The 18,279-nt window shown below is 46.0% G+C and carries 4 protein-coding genes; all 4 read right to left on the bottom strand.

Features of this window, described 5'->3' with window-relative positions; translation table 11 throughout:
* Nucleotides 1-37: 37 nt before the first annotated feature.
* A complete protein-coding gene (locus CLV42_RS23225; RefSeq protein WP_106604319.1) occupies nt 38-5,608 on the bottom strand; it encodes a PA14 domain-containing protein in 5,571 nt (1,856 codons plus the stop codon).
* Between the two features lie 487 nt (nt 5,609-6,095).
* Entirely contained in the window at nt 6,096-6,758 is a 663-nt protein-coding gene (locus CLV42_RS23230) for a hypothetical protein (RefSeq protein ID WP_106604320.1), read from the bottom strand.
* 5 nt (nt 6,759-6,763) lie between these two features.
* Nucleotides 6,764-14,722, bottom strand: a complete 7,959-nt coding sequence (locus CLV42_RS23235; protein WP_106604321.1) for an RHS repeat domain-containing protein — start codon at nt 14,720-14,722, stop codon at nt 6,764-6,766.
* A gap of 33 nt (nt 14,723-14,755) precedes the next feature.
* Entirely contained in the window at nt 14,756-18,253 is a 3,498-nt protein-coding gene (locus CLV42_RS23240; RefSeq protein WP_106604322.1) for a hypothetical protein, read from the bottom strand.
* Nucleotides 18,254-18,279 lie beyond the last annotated feature (26 nt).

Consider the following 18,279-nt stretch of genomic DNA (forward strand, 5'->3'; position numbering starts at 1 on the left):
TAAGGACTGTTACTGACTTACTTTTTTAAATAGATGATCAATTAGCGCAAACCGCTTTCTGTTTCTTACGGTCTGTCACCTGCCAGTCCTGTTTGTATTCTGTTACGCTGGCTTTAATGACCCTTGAAGTCTCGTCTATGACCAGCTTCGCCGTCGTTCCATTCTTTACTATCGGATTATTCAGCATCGTGACCTCCCCTACAGGAACATCCATATTCCGCCTGCCAGAGCGCACAATTTTCAATGACACGTCATTACCGGTGAATGGCTTACCGCTGGCATCTACCAGGTAGATATCCGGTGCACCGCCTGTCTTTGCATTGGCATCCACTGCATATAGTGTACTGAACAACGGGAAAGATGCTATCTCCGGTGCGCAATCTGCGCCGCCGGTCTTCACTTTCGAGGCCACCAGGATCTCATCTCCTCCGTAGAAATAAGTGGCTGGTGTAGCCTGACCTAGCCCACTGGTGATCTTTCCTTTGTTGACATAAATATCATCCAGCACCACATTCAGGTTTTTATAAGCACCGCTCATACCTTCATATGCCCAGCCTGAGGGCCATACGAACTGGTATACAGGATCGCCGAAAAGGTTCTGGGTGCTGCTTAGTATTACACTTCCTATCTCACTGTTGTAGGCAAGATTGCGGATCGTCACCTTGCTACCCTTGTCGATAACCACACTACTGTCCAGTATACCATGACGGTTGATCACTTTAGTGAGGGCCACAGACCGGAATTTCACCTCTTCACGTTGTGCGAGGTTCCATAATGTAGGTATGATCATGATCGGAGGAAAACCGAAAGTGAACAGCTCTGAGTTGAGGTTGAAGTTATTGGCATTGGTCACACTCTTATGTTCACGCATGTCTGTCATGATCTCTATATCCTCTCCGATCACTGCAGCAGTATCGACGGTACCATTAGGGGCTATTGTAGTGACAGTATTGTTCAGGTGCCTGAAAGTCGCGTTGGGATCGTCTTCCCTGTAAAAGTATGCCGTAGAAGACACCGGATTATCAGGATCATTCTCAGGATATACCGCCGTTGACCTGGGTTTACCATGCATGTCATTCAGCTCTATTTTAAAGCCCTGGCTTACCGCCACAAAATGACGGGCATTAATACGTAGGAAATTAGCCAGCGCAGGTTTGAAACGCTTCTTACCATCTGCCAGCAAGGTCATATCTGTAATGACCGGGAATTCATAATTCGTATAGAAGCAGTATTCCTGGTAACCATTCGCAGAGCGCACACCTGTATTGTTAATAGAACGCACCCTCACTTTGCGGTAACCTACTGAAGGCGCCGGGAAGAACGATTCACCTAACGGATATTCCGTATACCCCAGTTCTACAGGCGCCAGTACAGCTGCCTGCTGCGTATATTCTATTGGCTGCCGCCATGGATTTTCATCTCCTCCCAGTGTCGGCTCATAACTGGCCACACCACTGCTGATGGTTTCAGTTCCTGCAGCTGTGGTAAGCTGGGTGGTATATTGATATTCCGTACCATACACAGATTCCTTCTGTTGCGTCATTTTGGTCCAGTTGTCATAGATCCTGACTCTCTTCACACGCAGTCCGCCACCGAATTTCCTGTATATGGGACTGTTCAGTCGTACCAGTGAACGCAATGTATCGATCGTTTTCATCCAGCCTTTCGCCCTGGCAGCAACATTATAGGTAACCATGGTATTCACGACATTGTCAGCCTGCGACAACAAGATCTTGATGGCATCACTCAGGTCTACGTTATCGCCTACATCAGAACCGGGATAGGCCTTGGAAGGAAGGTTCAGGCGCAGGTACTGCAAGGCTGTCTGTGCCATAGGACTGAATACGCTCAACGGGTCTCCTACGTCGCCATGGGCATCAATAGCCCTCACTTTAAACCAGATGGTTGAACCATTATTGAAAAAGCCATAACTATCATCCAGCGTTGCATACACCGGTACATACTCATTTCCCCCACCGAATTTATCCGACGGCACCTGTACCGACAACTTAAAGTAGATCTTCTCCATCCCTTCCAGGTAACGCCTGTACACCTCTTCATTACTGCTCACAGGTTTGGGCACGTTCACTGCCACATACAGATAGTCAATAAGCCCATACAACGAATTACTCAGATCACTTGTAGCTGATGGTTTTGAGGCAGAGAAACCGGCCACATGGAACATCTGTGCTGCGCGTTTGTTCTGCACATAAGCATATTCATCACTTTCATAATCGATCTTCATATGTGCTCCTGACGGCAGGATAATGGAGTCCAGCGTCCAGGCAGCCACATTCTTTGCCATCTGCGCACTGTCTCTCAGTGTGTAAGGATACTCTCCATTGTAGATAGGATTATTAGTAGTAGCGCCCGGATTCTGCAGATTGTCCTTGTAGTTTCCCCAACGATCATATGCTTTACTGTTATAAGGCGGATTGAAACTATTATAAGCAAACACATAAGGGTTGCGCTTGCCTTTATCGTTGCCATTGTAAGTGAACCAGATACGCTTCAGTGTCAGTTTACCAGTGGTGTTAATACCTCTATTTGCACCCGGACACAGCTCATAGCTGTATTCAAAATGTACCGTCTTTATCGGTCTGGCGGCTGTATTGTACTTCTGGAAATCAGCTTTGTTATACAGATTGATCTCTTCGAGCTTCTTGCTCACACGTGCTGACTGCTTAGCCCCATCTTCTGTAATAGCGAAGCCATCATCCCTGTCGCTCAGTTTAAATGTAGCGATCATATTCTTCGACTCAATGGAATGCAGGTACCACAGTTCTTTCTCTCCCGCCACGTAACTGCCTTTGTCATCTCTGTTATCTGTCAATAACCCTTCACTATAGCTGGCACTATCATTCGCCGGTGACCGCCATTTGTAAGGATTCTTAATACCTGCTACTTTGGTATAGTTGAACTTAATCGCATTCCCCGGATCATCATCAGAAATACCATCTCCTGTCAGATCAGTATAATCAGCAGATAAAATACCTGTCAGCAAAAAGGTGTGCGCATAGGCAGGCATCTCTTCACTGTTGAAATAATTATCATTCCCCTTATTATTGTTGACGGTATTGTCAACACCGGGTGTATACTTCACCAGTCCTTCCGCACGCCTTCCTGTACCCGCTGCCACAGAGAATGTAAGGTCCCGCTGTTTCAGGTTGTACACAGGAATGCCATATACATAGCGGCGTCCGTCCGTATTCAGTACGTCGATCTCAGATATATGATCGGCCTTACGGAAATCGTTCACACGCTTTTCTTTTGATAGATTAGTACCTACCAGGAAAGTATCTTTCACAGGCATCAGGTAAAGACTTTCCGTCGGTACCACGACCTCCGCGGCAGCCAGTGGCCGCCATTGCAGCTTCATGATCACACCACCACGCGCCTGGTAATACTCTGTCTTGATATTATATAGCTCATCTGCCACAAGGTTGACCCAGGCAGTATCTTTCATATTAGGATGATCATTCCAGCGATCGATGATCAATGTATCATTGAGGTACACCCTTACACCATCATCACTGTTGGTACTGAAGCGGTAACGACCTGTGGATGGTGCTTTTATTCTCCCTGTCCAGCGTACAGAGAAATCATTATCCAGTTTGGCCGCGCCGGCAGGCAGGTTCTGATTGATCTCATCTTTATTATTGAAGTTGATCGTCCCATCAGTCCTTTCGAAGAGTTTTGTTTCGAACTTCCGTCCTTTGAAATATTCGCCTTTCAATCCTACACCGCTACCATTCGCATCGTCAGGGAAAGTGTTACCACAGTTACCGATACTATATACATCGCGTGTATAGTTCTCGATGTATTTAGACAAACCGGCAGTACTGGCTTCAGCAGCGGTCAGATAAGAGATAACCTGTCCTCGTTTATCCCTTTCAGTTTTATAGACATTATCCGATGATAACTGCTTACTACCAGTGAAACGCTTGTTCTTATAGATATTCAGCCTGTTAGTGGTTTGTATCACAGAGCTGCTGTTACCCGCCTGATAGAGATCTACAGATACCACATCCTCACCGCCAACAGCATTATAAAAGGACCTGGTATTGATGGTCTTCTCACCGGGATTCCTGAAGTAAGCACTTTCAAACAGCTTATCCGCCTTTCTGAAGACAAGGGTACTTGCCAGCGGATTCTGTTCCGTCCACGGACCACTCTGTGAATACGCCCTGGTAATACCCAGGTCCACACCAGCATGTGCAAGACTCCCCAGCCCAACATCTACACTACCACGGGAAGAATTATCCCTGGTCTTCACAGCATGATCATATACAAACCCGATATCACCACGATAAGCGCGGAACATGCCTCCTGTACCTTCTCCGGTAATAGAGAATACGTCGTAGGTATAAGAAGGTATCGCGATATTCGGCACCGTAGGCTTCTCACGATAGGCGATTTCCTTTTCCCGGTTATAATCCAGCAAAGCGCCTTCATTGCCATTAGCAGACTGATAATTGAGGTATCCGTATGCCGGGAGAGCAGTGCGTCTGTCTTCAGGTGCAATACGCTGTTTAGATACATAGCCGCTCACAAAAACACTCGGGTGTACTACCTGTGCTTCCCAACCCACCTTCGCTGTATAGTTATAGATGGTATTGGTAAACGGCATACTTATAGCCGGGGTGAAAGACGGATGTGCAAAAGAGATATAGGAGGATATATTGGCGCTCTGTACAGCTGCCCTGTTTTTATCATCCATCGTATATTGTCGCAGGCCAGCTGAAAAGGTCAGTGCCTTCAGTCCTTCTCTTGAATTATAGCCCCATCCCATAGAGACACTACCACTCAGGCCTCCTTTTGCTTTTGCCTGTTCATCGGCGAACTTGTACCCCAGCGATCTGCCGATGGTCAGTCCTTCCTGTGAACTGTTGGTCATGGACAAGCCGGTGGTAAACCATCCCATACTATTGGAGCCGGCATTAATACTGGTATTGATACCCGCTTCCAGGCCGATGCCCTTGTAGGAATTATGTACAATACCCAGGCTGGCGCCGGCACCAAACTTTGCATAATCACTTAATCCGGTGATCTCTACATCAGCGCCTACCGTTACACCTACTGTCCGGTTATCTTTCACGGACGCTATTTTCTGAATGGTATCCCTGCCGTTAAAATCGTCCGGTAAGCCACGCATATTCCGGGTAATAGCCCCCGGATTAATATTCCAGCCCAACCCTACCCAACTGGCTTCCTGGTCCATAGATATACCGCTGTTATAACCGATAGCCAGCGGATAACCACCCACATCCAGGAGGGGAATGTTATAGGAAAAATCTCCTGTAAACAGGTCGACCATGTTATCGCTGTTCACGGAGTGGAAAGCCTGGCTTTCCGGTTGCCCGGGACCGCCCAAAGCGGCGGCTTCTTTCTTTTTCAACGAGGGCACTGCCGGGACTAATGTAGGAGTATTCGCCACGGCGGCGATCTCCTTCACAAGCTTCGGGGCATACTTCCGCCCTGTGTAACTTTGATGATCTACCCGCCGCGGAGCAAACGCATAGGCGGGCAATACTGCATCACAATAAAGGAGCGTAAGCATCATGATGGCAAACGCTCTCTTATGTCTGGCAACAATCTCCAGTATCATTTAATGTATATTTTAGTATAGGAAATAGCGTTCCTGTTCCTCCGGAGAAGAGGAATCTCGTATAGGTTTGATAATGCCCTAGGGGCTTATTCTTTTGTTATGATAAAATGAGTCCGGCTGTAAATACCGTCGCAGACATACTTATCTGGCAGGCGTTGTCGGATAGGGATAACTGAATCCATTGATAGCACTTTTATGATTGTTTTTTTGTTTACGGGCTACGCAGGAGAATACTGTTGTCTGTCAGGACAACAGATAGTGGTTACGCTCTCTCTGTGTGAATGGTAGTTGGGCAACATTACTCGGTACGGGTGTCTCTTAATTGTCCTCTTTGTTCGTTTTGTTGCAAACTCGTTTAGGCTGTAAACGTACGGACAATAATGTAGATTTCAAAATATTCACAAGAAAATTATCCGGTATGCATGGCAGAACCCATCCACACCGGATATTAGTAACAATTTGAAAATATAACTTGAAAGACAATCGCTTAATGAAGCAGTCGTCTTGCTATTCTATAATTAATCTTTATATCATCCTTTAGGTCTACCTTCATGTGCACAGTATCTGTCATTACCAGTGACATCTCTCCTCCTGTTATCTTATACTTGTTGAGTTTGTACAAATAGGTAGTATCATTAGTGTAGTCAGGAGTGTCTGTAGTTAAAAATGTTGAACTTTTCTCATCGATCCAGACTAAACCAAAAGACGTTCTGATATCACTACCAAGCACTTGCTGAGATTGGAGATTCAGGACATACACTGATAGAAAATTATTCATTCCAATTAACGGTAAGATCAAAATACTATCGTGTACAAGATAATAGCTGGATTGCCTAAATGAAGCTCCACTAATGATCCCTACTGATGTATCCGGAAACACTACGTCCGAATAATCAAAATATTTAAAACAAAACTCTTTATAATCATTCGTGTGACTCAGGCGGTACTTCAGACAAATTTCTCCATCTTTTCCCTTCGATGCTTTTAAATAAAAGCTGGAGTCCTTTGCTTCAAGTTGATCAGGGCTGACAGTTTGCAAAGTTTCTGCCTGTTCCTGCTTTCCTTCAATGACTGCACTAGCTGGCTTCGTCCCACTTTTGCAACTTAAGGAAGCAAATGTCAATACTATATACAAAAATATCATCTTCATACTAATTATTGATTTACATCTTTTTTCACCGCTTCATACCTTTCATTCTGTTTGGCCAATTCTGCTTTTTCAGCATTCAGTTTGTCAATTGTTTCCATATTCCAGATATGCGCTTTAAGCATTTCATCAATCTGCGCTATTCTAACATTATTACTGTTTATTTGGTAATCCAGACTTCCCACAAAACGTTTCCTGAAGTCACCCATTTGTTTTATCAATCGCGAACCATAATTGTTATTATTCGTTTTTGTTTCCTCCTCAGTATCATCTGCGTTATACGAGCCATGACCTGTCTTATTTCTGTCCTTCTCGAATTCAAAGTATTTGCCCGTGTAAAACGCTTTATCTATCTCATCTGATGTAAATGCTGGTTGTTTTATTAATTCGTCTGATGCCGGCCATTTCCTTGCCTTACGTTCAAAATAATCATCAATAGAACCTTTCCACTTCCCGTTATTGGAATAATCCTTAATCTTCCCGTGCTTATTTTTAACTTTATAATCACTTCCGAGTGTCATCACTCCAAAAAGATTATAATCCCCTCTGTCAATAGCATCCTTACCATATAGAGATTCAATACTCGCTTGTGCCATTACTAACAATGCGCCCTGTCCTGACGCTCCTTTGGCTTTTGCAGCATCGTAAATATCCAGTGCTACAGTTATCAGGAACTCGTGGTGCAGGGGATCCCCAGGACCTTCTCCATTATCATCAATAAGCCTTATTGGATTGTCATACGCGTACACATATGGTGACCAGTCAGGATATTCCCTACTCCTTGGATCCAAACTAAGGAACCTGCCAATTCGCGGATCATATATCCTCGCTCCGAAGTCTAGACTATTCCCCTCTCCTTTGATCTCATTATCATTCTCCTTTCCATTAAATCCGTACCGATATTTGTCATTACTACTACTCCGTCCCGGCATCCCCATTCCAAAAGGATAGTACTCATGCGTAGACAGTACATCGGCCATAAAATAGCTGATACTGGTGCTATCTGTAGAAATCCCCGTCTTCTTATCTGATATCGTTGCCAGCACATTACCCAGGTAATCGGACAGTTCAAAGAACTTCCTGCCACGTACAAAACCTATACCTATCCCATTACCCAACCCTCGCAAAGTAACTACGTCCAATGGTGACACGTTCTGCACGTCAGTATTCGGTATACCGATCCCCAGGCGCTTACTGCCATACAAATGTGTCTCCGTTTGTGTGAGATCACCACTATTCACAGCGCTATTTCCCTTGGTATATGTGCTCATTACATTGCCGGAAGCATCACGTACATACCATGTCTGTATGCCATTCACGGTCTTACTGATGCGATTAGACGCCACATCATATGTATAATTAATAGTCGTGCCATCCGTTTTAGTGATGGTCGCGATCTTACCATATACAGTCCAGGTTATGCCGCTAATTCCGGCAGCAACATCCTTAATAAGATTGCCCGTGCTATCGTAAGCGTAGTTACCTGCTGCCTGACCATCAATATCTACATCATAATTAGCCGCACTTACAGTATCTCCTATAAAATCCAACTGATTCTTACCTGCCTTATAGTTATAGGTAAGATTATCCATTGCCAGTGGTTTGCTGGCAAACGTATTGTTACCATTACGAACGTAAGTTAAGATATTTCCGTCTTCATCATATGTAACACCCTCTTTGAAATCCTGAATAGCTACAGGCGTCCATTTATTAGTCGTTGTATTTAATCCACGGGTTGCCTGCATTCCTTTAAGGCGGTTCAATACATCGTAACTATAGGTAGATAACAGGGATTCTCCCAAAGCCGGAATATGACGGCTGATTGCCACAATATTTCCATTATACAAAGGCTTATACCCAGTGCCTTCAATCAACGCAAAAGGCGCCAGACTGCCGATCTGGTTGTAATCCCTCACACCATAGTAATACAAGCTATAGCCTATGGCATCCATAGCCACAGTATTACCCGCTACACCATCTTTACCCATATCTGTACTGCCGCCAATCGAAGTTGTATTCACGCCTTTCAGCCAACCTTGCAATGTGTAAGCATAATCCATTCCCTGCACCAGCTGCTGTCCTAATACCACCCTGGCAAGCCCGCCATGTCTGTAATACTGATAATACGCATCATTCTCCCAATACACACTATCCCTACTGGTTTCCACATTTATCAACCTGTTCTCCGCATCATACGTATACCTATGATAGAACGCATCCGCCTGTGAAGGCTGATAAGCCACCTGCTTTACATTGCCACTGATCAGATCATATTTATAAACGATTTTCTTAAACCTGTTCCCCGCGTCTGCCATGCCACCTTTCTTATAGTCCTGCACCAGCGTATCGACATTACCATGTATATCATAACTATAGAACGTAGCAGCAGCATAATTAGCCGTACTTATGTCAGCAGCCTTCTCATATACTGCCGTCCATGCCACCCTGTTAAGAACATTGCGGGCCGACAATACCAGTTGCGCTAACGGTGTATAAGCGGCATCATAGGTAGTACGTGTGATTTGCGTACATGCCGTCCTGGCACCAGACAACCATCTTGCCAGGGCTTGCGCGTTACGGCTGGTAGCATCCGTCATGGTATTGCTACTCGATGTTTGTCCCACTTCGGTCAATCGCCCGAGCACATCATACATTGTATAGCTGTAGTTCCGTGTAGACCGCTGCTGCGCATTTTGTGATATCACCATTCTTCCTAGCCTGTCATACCAGAACCTGGTGATGCCTCCATCCGGCGTCTGCTGTTCAACCACTTCGTTCAGGGTATTGTACCTGTACTGCGTAATCTTTTTATGCGCAGGCACCTTCACCTGCCCAGCCGCACGTGCAGCTTTCACACTGTTCACCCAGGCGGCAGATCTGTCGATCACCACTCCCGCCGGCGGCACTGTCTTCACCAGGTTACCCGCCTGATCGTAGTAGAACAATGTATAGTGATACTCACTCGTATTGTAACTCACTGTAAACACTTCCCTATTCGCCGCCAGCAGTCCGGTGTTGATATAATCCTGACCAAAGCTACCCAGCAAAGAATCACGGTAAGCATTATATAACTCCGTTCCTTTACTGATAGAGAAGAAAGCAGTGTCAGAACAGTTACTCACTGTATTTACATCGGTCGACGGGAATACAGGCGTTGATTTTCCACATAACAAAGGTCCATCATATGCCCCTGGCGGTGTTACAGGCGGCGCACTACCACAGATACCTGAAATAGCCCCACAATTCGCCTGATAGAAGCTATCTATCTGGGCCATCGTGTAGTTAGTGCCTTGCCCGTAGTTATCATTGAAGTAGATCTCGAACTCATTACACCTGTGCGCCTTGTAGGTCACGTTCAGATAGGGAGGTTTAGCGTTGGCATTGGTGCTGGAATTTGACCAGAACACAAACGCATTATATTGCTGCGCCGGCTCCGAACTCAATCGCATTATCAATCCATAGTCAGTACCACTACGGGAAGCCGCATACATATCCCGCACGAGGTTTGTACAAGCTTGGTTTAAATAGTTGGCACTACTCTGTGTAGACGTGATCGGAGGTATAGTAAGCGTATTAGTCGCTACCGTTCCTGGTTGTCCTGCCCATGTTGTCACATTGGCCACTACAGGTCCCAGCGAACGGGAAAATAACAAACTAATGGTACCCGGACTAGCGGAGTAATGCGACAACGAACCACAAACCAGCTCTCCACCAGCGGAAGCCGGCTTTGCAAACAGGTTCATATCAGCATATGTGATATTGGCCCCTCTCGCCACTTTCGCAAAATTGAACACAAGATTATCCCTGAATGTAAACCAGTCACCATTCGTCCATACCGCCGCCCCGAGGGTCAGTGATGAAGCGTATGCGGTGGTCCTGGTACTCAGCAGGTGCGTGACCCTAAGGGTGGGCGCTGTCTTACTCACAGTAATAGAATCGCCCAATGTAGCAGGATACAGGTTCAGGAAGTTGTTCCTGATATTAGTGATCTTTGTACAGGTAGCCGTCGGCGGCGGATCTGCCGGACAGTCATTCATGAACTTCAGATACTCCCATGCCTGTTTATTAAAGCCCAATTCATTATTCATGTAATTGGCAAACAGCGTATTCTTCTTTTGCTGCGTTGTATCTCCTTCTTCTATAGTTGGTGTGATGCCAGGGAACTTAGCCTTGAATCTTGTATACGCATTGTTCACCGTACTACAAGTCACACATGTCTCACCAGTATAACATTGCAATGCAGGTGGCAGACTGATGATCTTTGTAAAGTAAGTACAGCTGCTGGTAGTATTACATGCATTGAGTAACTGCGTGAGATCAGCGTCCGTCATATTGATCCCCCTGGTACGGGCCAGATAACCGGCAAAGCCGCCATCTGTATCGGTATTATACTTAAGATACTCTGCACGGAGATTGTTCAGCTTACGACATTCACAGGTGTCCGGTTTGGAATACACCGGCTTGTTGCCATAGGCGATCTGTTTGTCGTAAGGAGCAGGTGCAGTGATGACGTAACCATTACAATCAACACTGTTGGAAATACCCTGTTGCGCATTAAACTCTTCCAGTACCTGCTGGAAGGTCTTATAAGTATAGGTACTACCAGGTCTTACAGAACTTGATCCCATCGGATGGGAAACATCCGATCCCTCCTTACATACTTCTACTAATCTCGGGATGAGTATATTCAGCATCGCCTGCGTGTATTTGCATGGCGCCAGTTGCTTTACCCAAGCCTTCGCATAGGCATTACAATTATCTTCGTAATGCCGTTTCACGGCGTTATTCGCAGAATCTGAGGCTGGCCCTGATGCACTGGTATTGTTCAGATATCCTAACCCATTCTGCCCGAGGGCATCAGTTGCATTATTAAAGTTGAGCTGTTTTCCCGCAGCGAGCAACTGCGCTGATGTAGGGTTAGTCACTCCGGCAGGACAAGTGGCACTCTTTATCTTATTGTCGAGAATAGCCCTTTTTGCAGACAGGTACAACTGTCTGAAGTTACGCCAGGCCATATCCAGATCGCCTGTACATAATGCGCTCTCATTGAAAGGCGCGGTAGCTGGTGCATAAGCGGTGACACAGCCTGCGTTGTTGCCATCACATTTTACGGTAGCAGTAGCCGTGCTCCACATTGTTAATATCGAACTGCCCGAACCACCGTTAAAATTAGTCAGCTTCGCCTGTAGCGCATTATACATCTCTGTGCTTTCCAGCGACAACGGATCTCTGTTTGCCGTTACAATCGGATAGGACACACTGCTCATACCTATCGGATTCAGGTATCCTTTCGCTTTCGCTTCAGCATAAGTATCTATCTTTTCAAAGTCTCTGTCCCAGGTATAACTTGCCTGGTGTTTCTGGAATTCCAGCCATTTACAATACTCCGGATGGAACTTTAGCAATGCCGGCGCCCAGGAAGCTTTGAACTGGTTCGCAAACTGTTCCGGCCTTAATCGCTGAGGTATCACATAGGTATTACTCAACTCATCATATGCCAGATCGGGCCTGCCTGCTTCGTCCAGATAAGTAACTGTATCGCGCTTATAAGGCGGCAGTGTATTCTCATCCGGCTGATAAAAAATGGAATAGATATTCAGCGTATCTTCCGCATCTGCGTACTGACCGGAAGGCGCTGATACATCCAGCAACAGCGCTGATTTCACGTCGGTGGATTCCGTTGCCTTATCACATAAGGCTTCACAGGCAGTTACCGCCTCGGCATATGCCGCCTGCGCTTCTCCTCTGTAAGTGGCACTATCTGCAATGGCAATACCGGCTGTTGTCATGTACCGGGTACGGAAATTATCCCAGGTGCCAATACTATCCTGACACGCAGCACAACTTGGAATGCATTGTGTATTCACCAGGAAATCACGCTGTTGCTGTATAAACTGCTCCAGTGTCGTACAGAGGTTCTTCTTCATGAAGATGCTATCCCTGTAGTAGGCCATCGCCTCCCTGTTAACAGTCAAACGTTTCGTGATCTGGTAGTTACCTCTCGGCAAACGTAATGTGAACGCTACCTGCAAAGATGGCGGTGTATTACAGTCCGCCACAATCGTTCCTGTATAGTTACGGATGATCGTATCAAAAGGTTTCCCGCCCAGCCGCAGGTTATATGCATCATCGGTGATCTTTATCTCCAGATCATACAGGGCAGTATAACAAACGGTATTATTATTACAATCTTTCTTCTGTAATACCGGCGGCGCCAGTGAATACTTAAACTGGTAATCGCCATCCACAGCCACCAGCTGACTCTGGGTATTCTCCATCACCACGTCTTTGATCACATTACTGTTCATCCTCGACAAGGTATCCGTTACCGGGAAACTGGTGTTCGAAGAAAGATTATCCAGGCTGGCGCTATCGGGTGTACCCGCTAAGGCAGTAGCCACGGTACGGCCATACATATCCAGGTAGGTAATGGCATACTGTCCATTAGCATCCTGCACCATGTTCTTGAAGTAGTGGCTCTTATCGCCTGCCTCCGTACCAAACAGTACATCCAGGTCATTGTCACCAGGCGTACCATAATAGTATCTCGTTTCATGATTACTACCTATCCTGAACACAGGTCCTAATCCACTCTGGCGACTGATCCTCCCGGTGTTATCCTGTGTATATACAGTCTCTGTAAAGGCAAAGCCTCCCGCATCTGGGATGTACTGGTTTATACCATTGTTCTTGTCCGGATTGTTCCCAGAATAATACTGGTTAGCACCGGTAGCAGACGACATCTGGCTGGCTCTCGCCGTAAGATATTCAGATGGTGCGTTCAGCTTGTCATAATTGGATTTATCATATTCCGCGCCATTCAATGCACTGTTAAAGTTGGGCGCATATTTAATGACTGAATTGATGGAAGGTGCAGGCATCACCTGTATAGCAGGCCTGCCTTGATAATCATAAAAGGTCTCTCCGACAGTTGTTTTATTCGTGGTATTATCTTTTGTCACCACCTGCCTGCTCCGCAAACTTCCATCATAATATTCCACTACTACCTTGCGCTTTCCTTCCTCTGCATAATTCACCGTCATCTGCCAGTTCAGCTTTCGCTGGTGACCAGTGAAGCTATATGTTCCGAGTCCGCCGCTATAATCAGAGCTCCAGGCAGTCTCTATCCTGCTGATATTGCTTTTCTGCTGTACCGCCCTAACCCTGAAAAACAGGAGTCCTCCATTATCATACAACAAGGGAATACGATAAGTATTATCAGCAATGGTCACACGGGTGGCATTGTTACTGAACAGCAATACCGGCTTAACAGGATTGCCATATTTATTACTGGTATAAGCTGAAGAATCCACATATGCCCACTCCAGGTCATACATATCGGCGCCCGCAGTGATAGGCCAGCTGACAGTCAATTCATCCGTAGAATCAGTATTAGGTGCGCTGACAGCACTGATACTCTTCACGGCATCATCGGTACAGGACAATTTGTATACAGGAAAAACCTGCATCTCATTCTCCATAACCAGTGCATTTAATATCCTGATAGGTGCCCCCGTGATCGCAACAGTGGCAACTTTGACAGTCACCTTATGGGCATTACCAAATACGAAACTACTCCGGTTGGTGTAGCTTCCTGCTGCGTCATAGTTAATAGTAAAAATCTTATTGACAGAGTCTATCGTCCGGTCAGGCTTGGTATAGATCACCCAGGTGTTAAGGATTACCGAGAACTGTGCGGGCAGGTAAACATTGCTATATTCATTCACCTTGAAGGTGAGGATATTTTTTACCTGGTAGGGCGTATCCAGTTTACTGAGCAGTGCCGGATTAAAATACAGGCTGTCCTGAACAGTAGCGACGGAATCTCTCGCCAGCTGGCCTTTGCTGCCATCCAGTATATTTCTCAGTGTTCTGACTGTACCGGTTTGCGCAAAGCTGTTACCAGCCGCCATCATCAGCAGCAACACCGTCAGCCATAAAACGCTCTTTTTTCGCAAAGAATGCATAATATCTTATTTAATAGGGGGTGCCAGGAATAATTAATCTTTTAACAATGCGCTTCTGGTCTCTTTCACTGTCTTGATACCACTTTCCGTTTCCCGCTTCAACCTGATCAAGGTGCCATCATCGTCATACTCATAGAAGATGGCATAATTGTTCTCGTCCAGCTCCGCCATCAGGCGCAGATCAGCAGGATTGTACACAAAAGAGCGCATAGTCGCATTGTAAGGATGTATACGCAGGTCATCAAAGTAAACAGTTGATTTGCCCGTTGCCCGCAAGCTGACGCTCAGTTCAGTACCACCCACAGGTACTTTTACCAGCTGCTCATATCGTTGCCATCCGTCGATAATAGCTCCCTTGGGCGTTGCGACTATTGTATAAGGTGTTGTACTCCGCGTCACCGAAATCACCACTCTGTTGTTTGTATAGGACAATCCCTTACAATCCGCTTCTTCTTTCACCCATACACTGACCATTATCTCCTTACCCGCAAACGGCGAGTACACAGGAAGTATAGCATCCTTATTCGTACGGATACTACCGAGGACCTGTCCTCCACTCACACAATTGTTGGCATTCTTATTAAACGAGAGATTAAACACACCTGCACTATCCGGTAACATAGCTGCACTGATACCCGCACTCTTACCTGCAGCTACACGCAGACTGTATTTTCCTGTATGTTGTTGTGTAGAATCCAGATCACCTTTGTAGGAAGAGAAGTCAAAGCTTCTTCCGCCGCTACAAGCCGTATCACAGGTAGCGCCACCAAAGTAATAATCCTCAAATCCTTCATAAGCCGCTTCGCGATACTGGCTGTTCTGTACTACAGCTGTAGTTAATGCATCGTCAAATCCATAGATGGCAGCGTTAAAGCGGCCCAATGGATCTGTATTCTCCAGCTCAAATCCTTTTTTGTTATATAAGGTGGTGGTAGTGTTCCATACCCAACGGGTGGTATCATACTGTGGCTGCCAACCGGCAGTACTACCTTTTTTCCAGAAGGCAACGAAGTCTTTAATGGTGCCGTCTGTTCTGACATTGGTAGCTGTAGATGTACTGCTTTCTGTTCGTGCAGCATAGTAAGCATAACTACGTTGCACTTTCCAGTTACCCAGCAGACCATATGTATATGGATTCACGCTTGTATCGGTTACCGCACTATAACAGCTCAGGTTGTAAGGTGCCAATGTGATGTTGACGTCTGCATGAATAGGGTTCATACATATATCTGAATAGATGATCACATGGTAATTACCCCCACTGTTTGCTGTAACGGGAGATAATACCGGGTTCTGTAAGGTACTGCTGAAATGATCTGGGCCGGACCATGCATAGGTGATGGATGTTGTAGGCAGGTTGATGATCTTAAAGGCGATCTGATCGCCGATACAATAGGACAGCTTATCGGAAATAGCCAGTTCCGCCGTCTCGAAATCTATGATCTTCAATCGTTGTACAGCAGCAGCGCCACATTCATCTTCCACACGTACATCGTAGTTCTGGTTCTTTATCAGTGTATACGCTCCGCCCGAAGTAGCCGTGCTGAATTTACCAGTGGTGTTACTGGCCCAGTAAGGCCCGGTGGCCCCCTTTCCTTCAGCCGCCAGCCGGTAGGTAAACACACCCGTCGCGGCCTTACTGCCACCTGCAGCAATAGCTACTATACTACCGGAATTATCAGGAGCACCGGGACATACCCATCCCAGCGAATTATTGACGTCTACGATCAAAGGTTTATAAGCGAAGTTGATGTCTACGGCATTCCTGCCATTCCCTGTCGAAGCATAGTCTGTTATAATACTCGGATACGACGACATCCCCAACCTGTATAACCCTTCCGTTGGTAACAACAGGGAGTCTCCAAGTGTGACAATGGAATTGTCAAACCCTATCCCCCCCTGCGGCCCCCTGAGTATCCTGAAATAAACAGGCATACTGGTACCATGGTACATACTCGTACCTGTAGGTTTTATTTTTAGTCCGGTACAGGTTTGTTCTTGTGTATAGGTAAAGTTATACCTGTATACATCATAGTCTGTCGCCGTCACCGGCAGATCGTAAGTACCGCAACTATCTGTTACTCTAAAGAGATAACTGCCCGGATAAAGGTAGCGGGTAGGGCCTGTAGTCGGGCTGTACACAACCCAGGTATTATTTATATATGAGCTGTCAACCGTTCCTGTATATGTATAATTAGAAGGACTCAACATTGTTATGGTAGTGCCCCGCGTGAGATAGCCGGTAGACTTATAGATCATGAATAAAACAGCACCATCATTTCCCACATATCCTCCGTTATCGCTTATAATAACGGAATACGGATTTGCCACAGCGCCATTCACGACCACGTTACCGTCAAATATCGTCGTACTGTCTGATGTCACTCCTTTCAGGCGATAATTGCCAAAAGGAATGTTTTTCATTGTCTGTGGCCCCGTGCGGCTCTTTATAGTATCGTAACGATATTCATTAGTCGTATTATTCTTAAATGAAACATACACCGGATAGCAAATAGGATAGGTGGTATCTACATAATATCCTTCGTCAAAATTGACATTGCAGTTGAGTTTGTAGAAGTTATACAGGTAGGGAAGGTTTATATTAACAGGATAAACCAACTCATCACCGCAAGGTGTTTTTATATAGTAAGTAATTTTCTTGTTATAGATATCTTTATAGGACTGTCCCGCCGGCAGTGTAATTGTATCAGTGCGACCGAACTGTCCATAAGCCGATTTGGGCATACCATCATACTGGAAGGCGTAGGTAAGCGGTGTATTAGAGCGGATATAGCTCATAAACAGGCTGTTTGTATTCGCAACGGGAGATCTGACCAACATTTTATTGCAGGTATTCCCTATCACACCTAATTGCTGTGTAGCAACGTCGCTCGTTGTCATTAAGGGTAACTCGTCGATAGTCAGCGTCTGAACAGACGCCGCTGCGCCACAGGCATCTGTTATAGAGACGTTATAGTTCCCGGGAGGCATGCTATCAATGACAAAACCGCTACTGGCAGTAAAAGCAACACGTCCGGTATATGCAGCTGGTTTATTCGTAATAGTCACCTGATATGGGAGCAGCCCATTCGAAAATGATACAAAAGCCTGTCCTGTGCTACAACCGCGCAATGCAACACGTTGCTGGCTGATAGCGGCCCTGAAAGGAACATAATTGCCCGGCACGACCACATCAACAGTAGCCGACACCACTGCATTGTTACAGATCCCTTTAGCTAATGCCCGGTAACTACCGGCCGGAATATTTTCAAATACGGAGGAAGTATTGGGCGAAACACTGTAACCACCCGGTGTGAGCGGGTCCAGGCTGAATAACATATCAGTTACATTACCTGCGCCCGTGCCGGTAAAAGACAATGTGATCTTACCGCTCGCAGCACAAAGGGAACGCTCTGCGACAGCGCTGATCCCCCAGGCCGGGCATGTCTGTGCACTGGCGCCAGCGGCCAGCAATAACAGCAATGCCGGTAAAAAGAATATATACTTACACCTGTGTATCTTGTATATCATTGGTATAGCGATAAAGCGGTTAACGA

This window comes from Chitinophaga ginsengisoli (assembly GCF_003014595.1).
Classification (GTDB): Bacteria; Bacteroidota; Bacteroidia; order Chitinophagales; family Chitinophagaceae; genus Chitinophaga; species Chitinophaga ginsengisoli.

Excerpts from the sequence above, each read along its gene's own strand:
- CLV42_RS23240 (WP_106604322.1), bottom strand. The coding sequence starts at position 18,253 with ATGATATACAAGATACACAGGTGTAAGTATATATTCTTTTTACCGGCA.
- CLV42_RS23225 (WP_106604319.1), bottom strand. The coding sequence starts at position 5,608 with ATGATACTGGAGATTGTTGCCAGACATAAGAGAGCGTTTGCCATCATG.
- CLV42_RS23230 (WP_106604320.1), bottom strand. The coding sequence starts at position 6,758 with ATGAAGATGATATTTTTGTATATAGTATTGACATTTGCTTCCTTAAGT.
- CLV42_RS23235 (WP_106604321.1), bottom strand. The coding sequence starts at position 14,722 with ATGCATTCTTTGCGAAAAAAGAGCGTTTTATGGCTGACGGTGTTGCTG.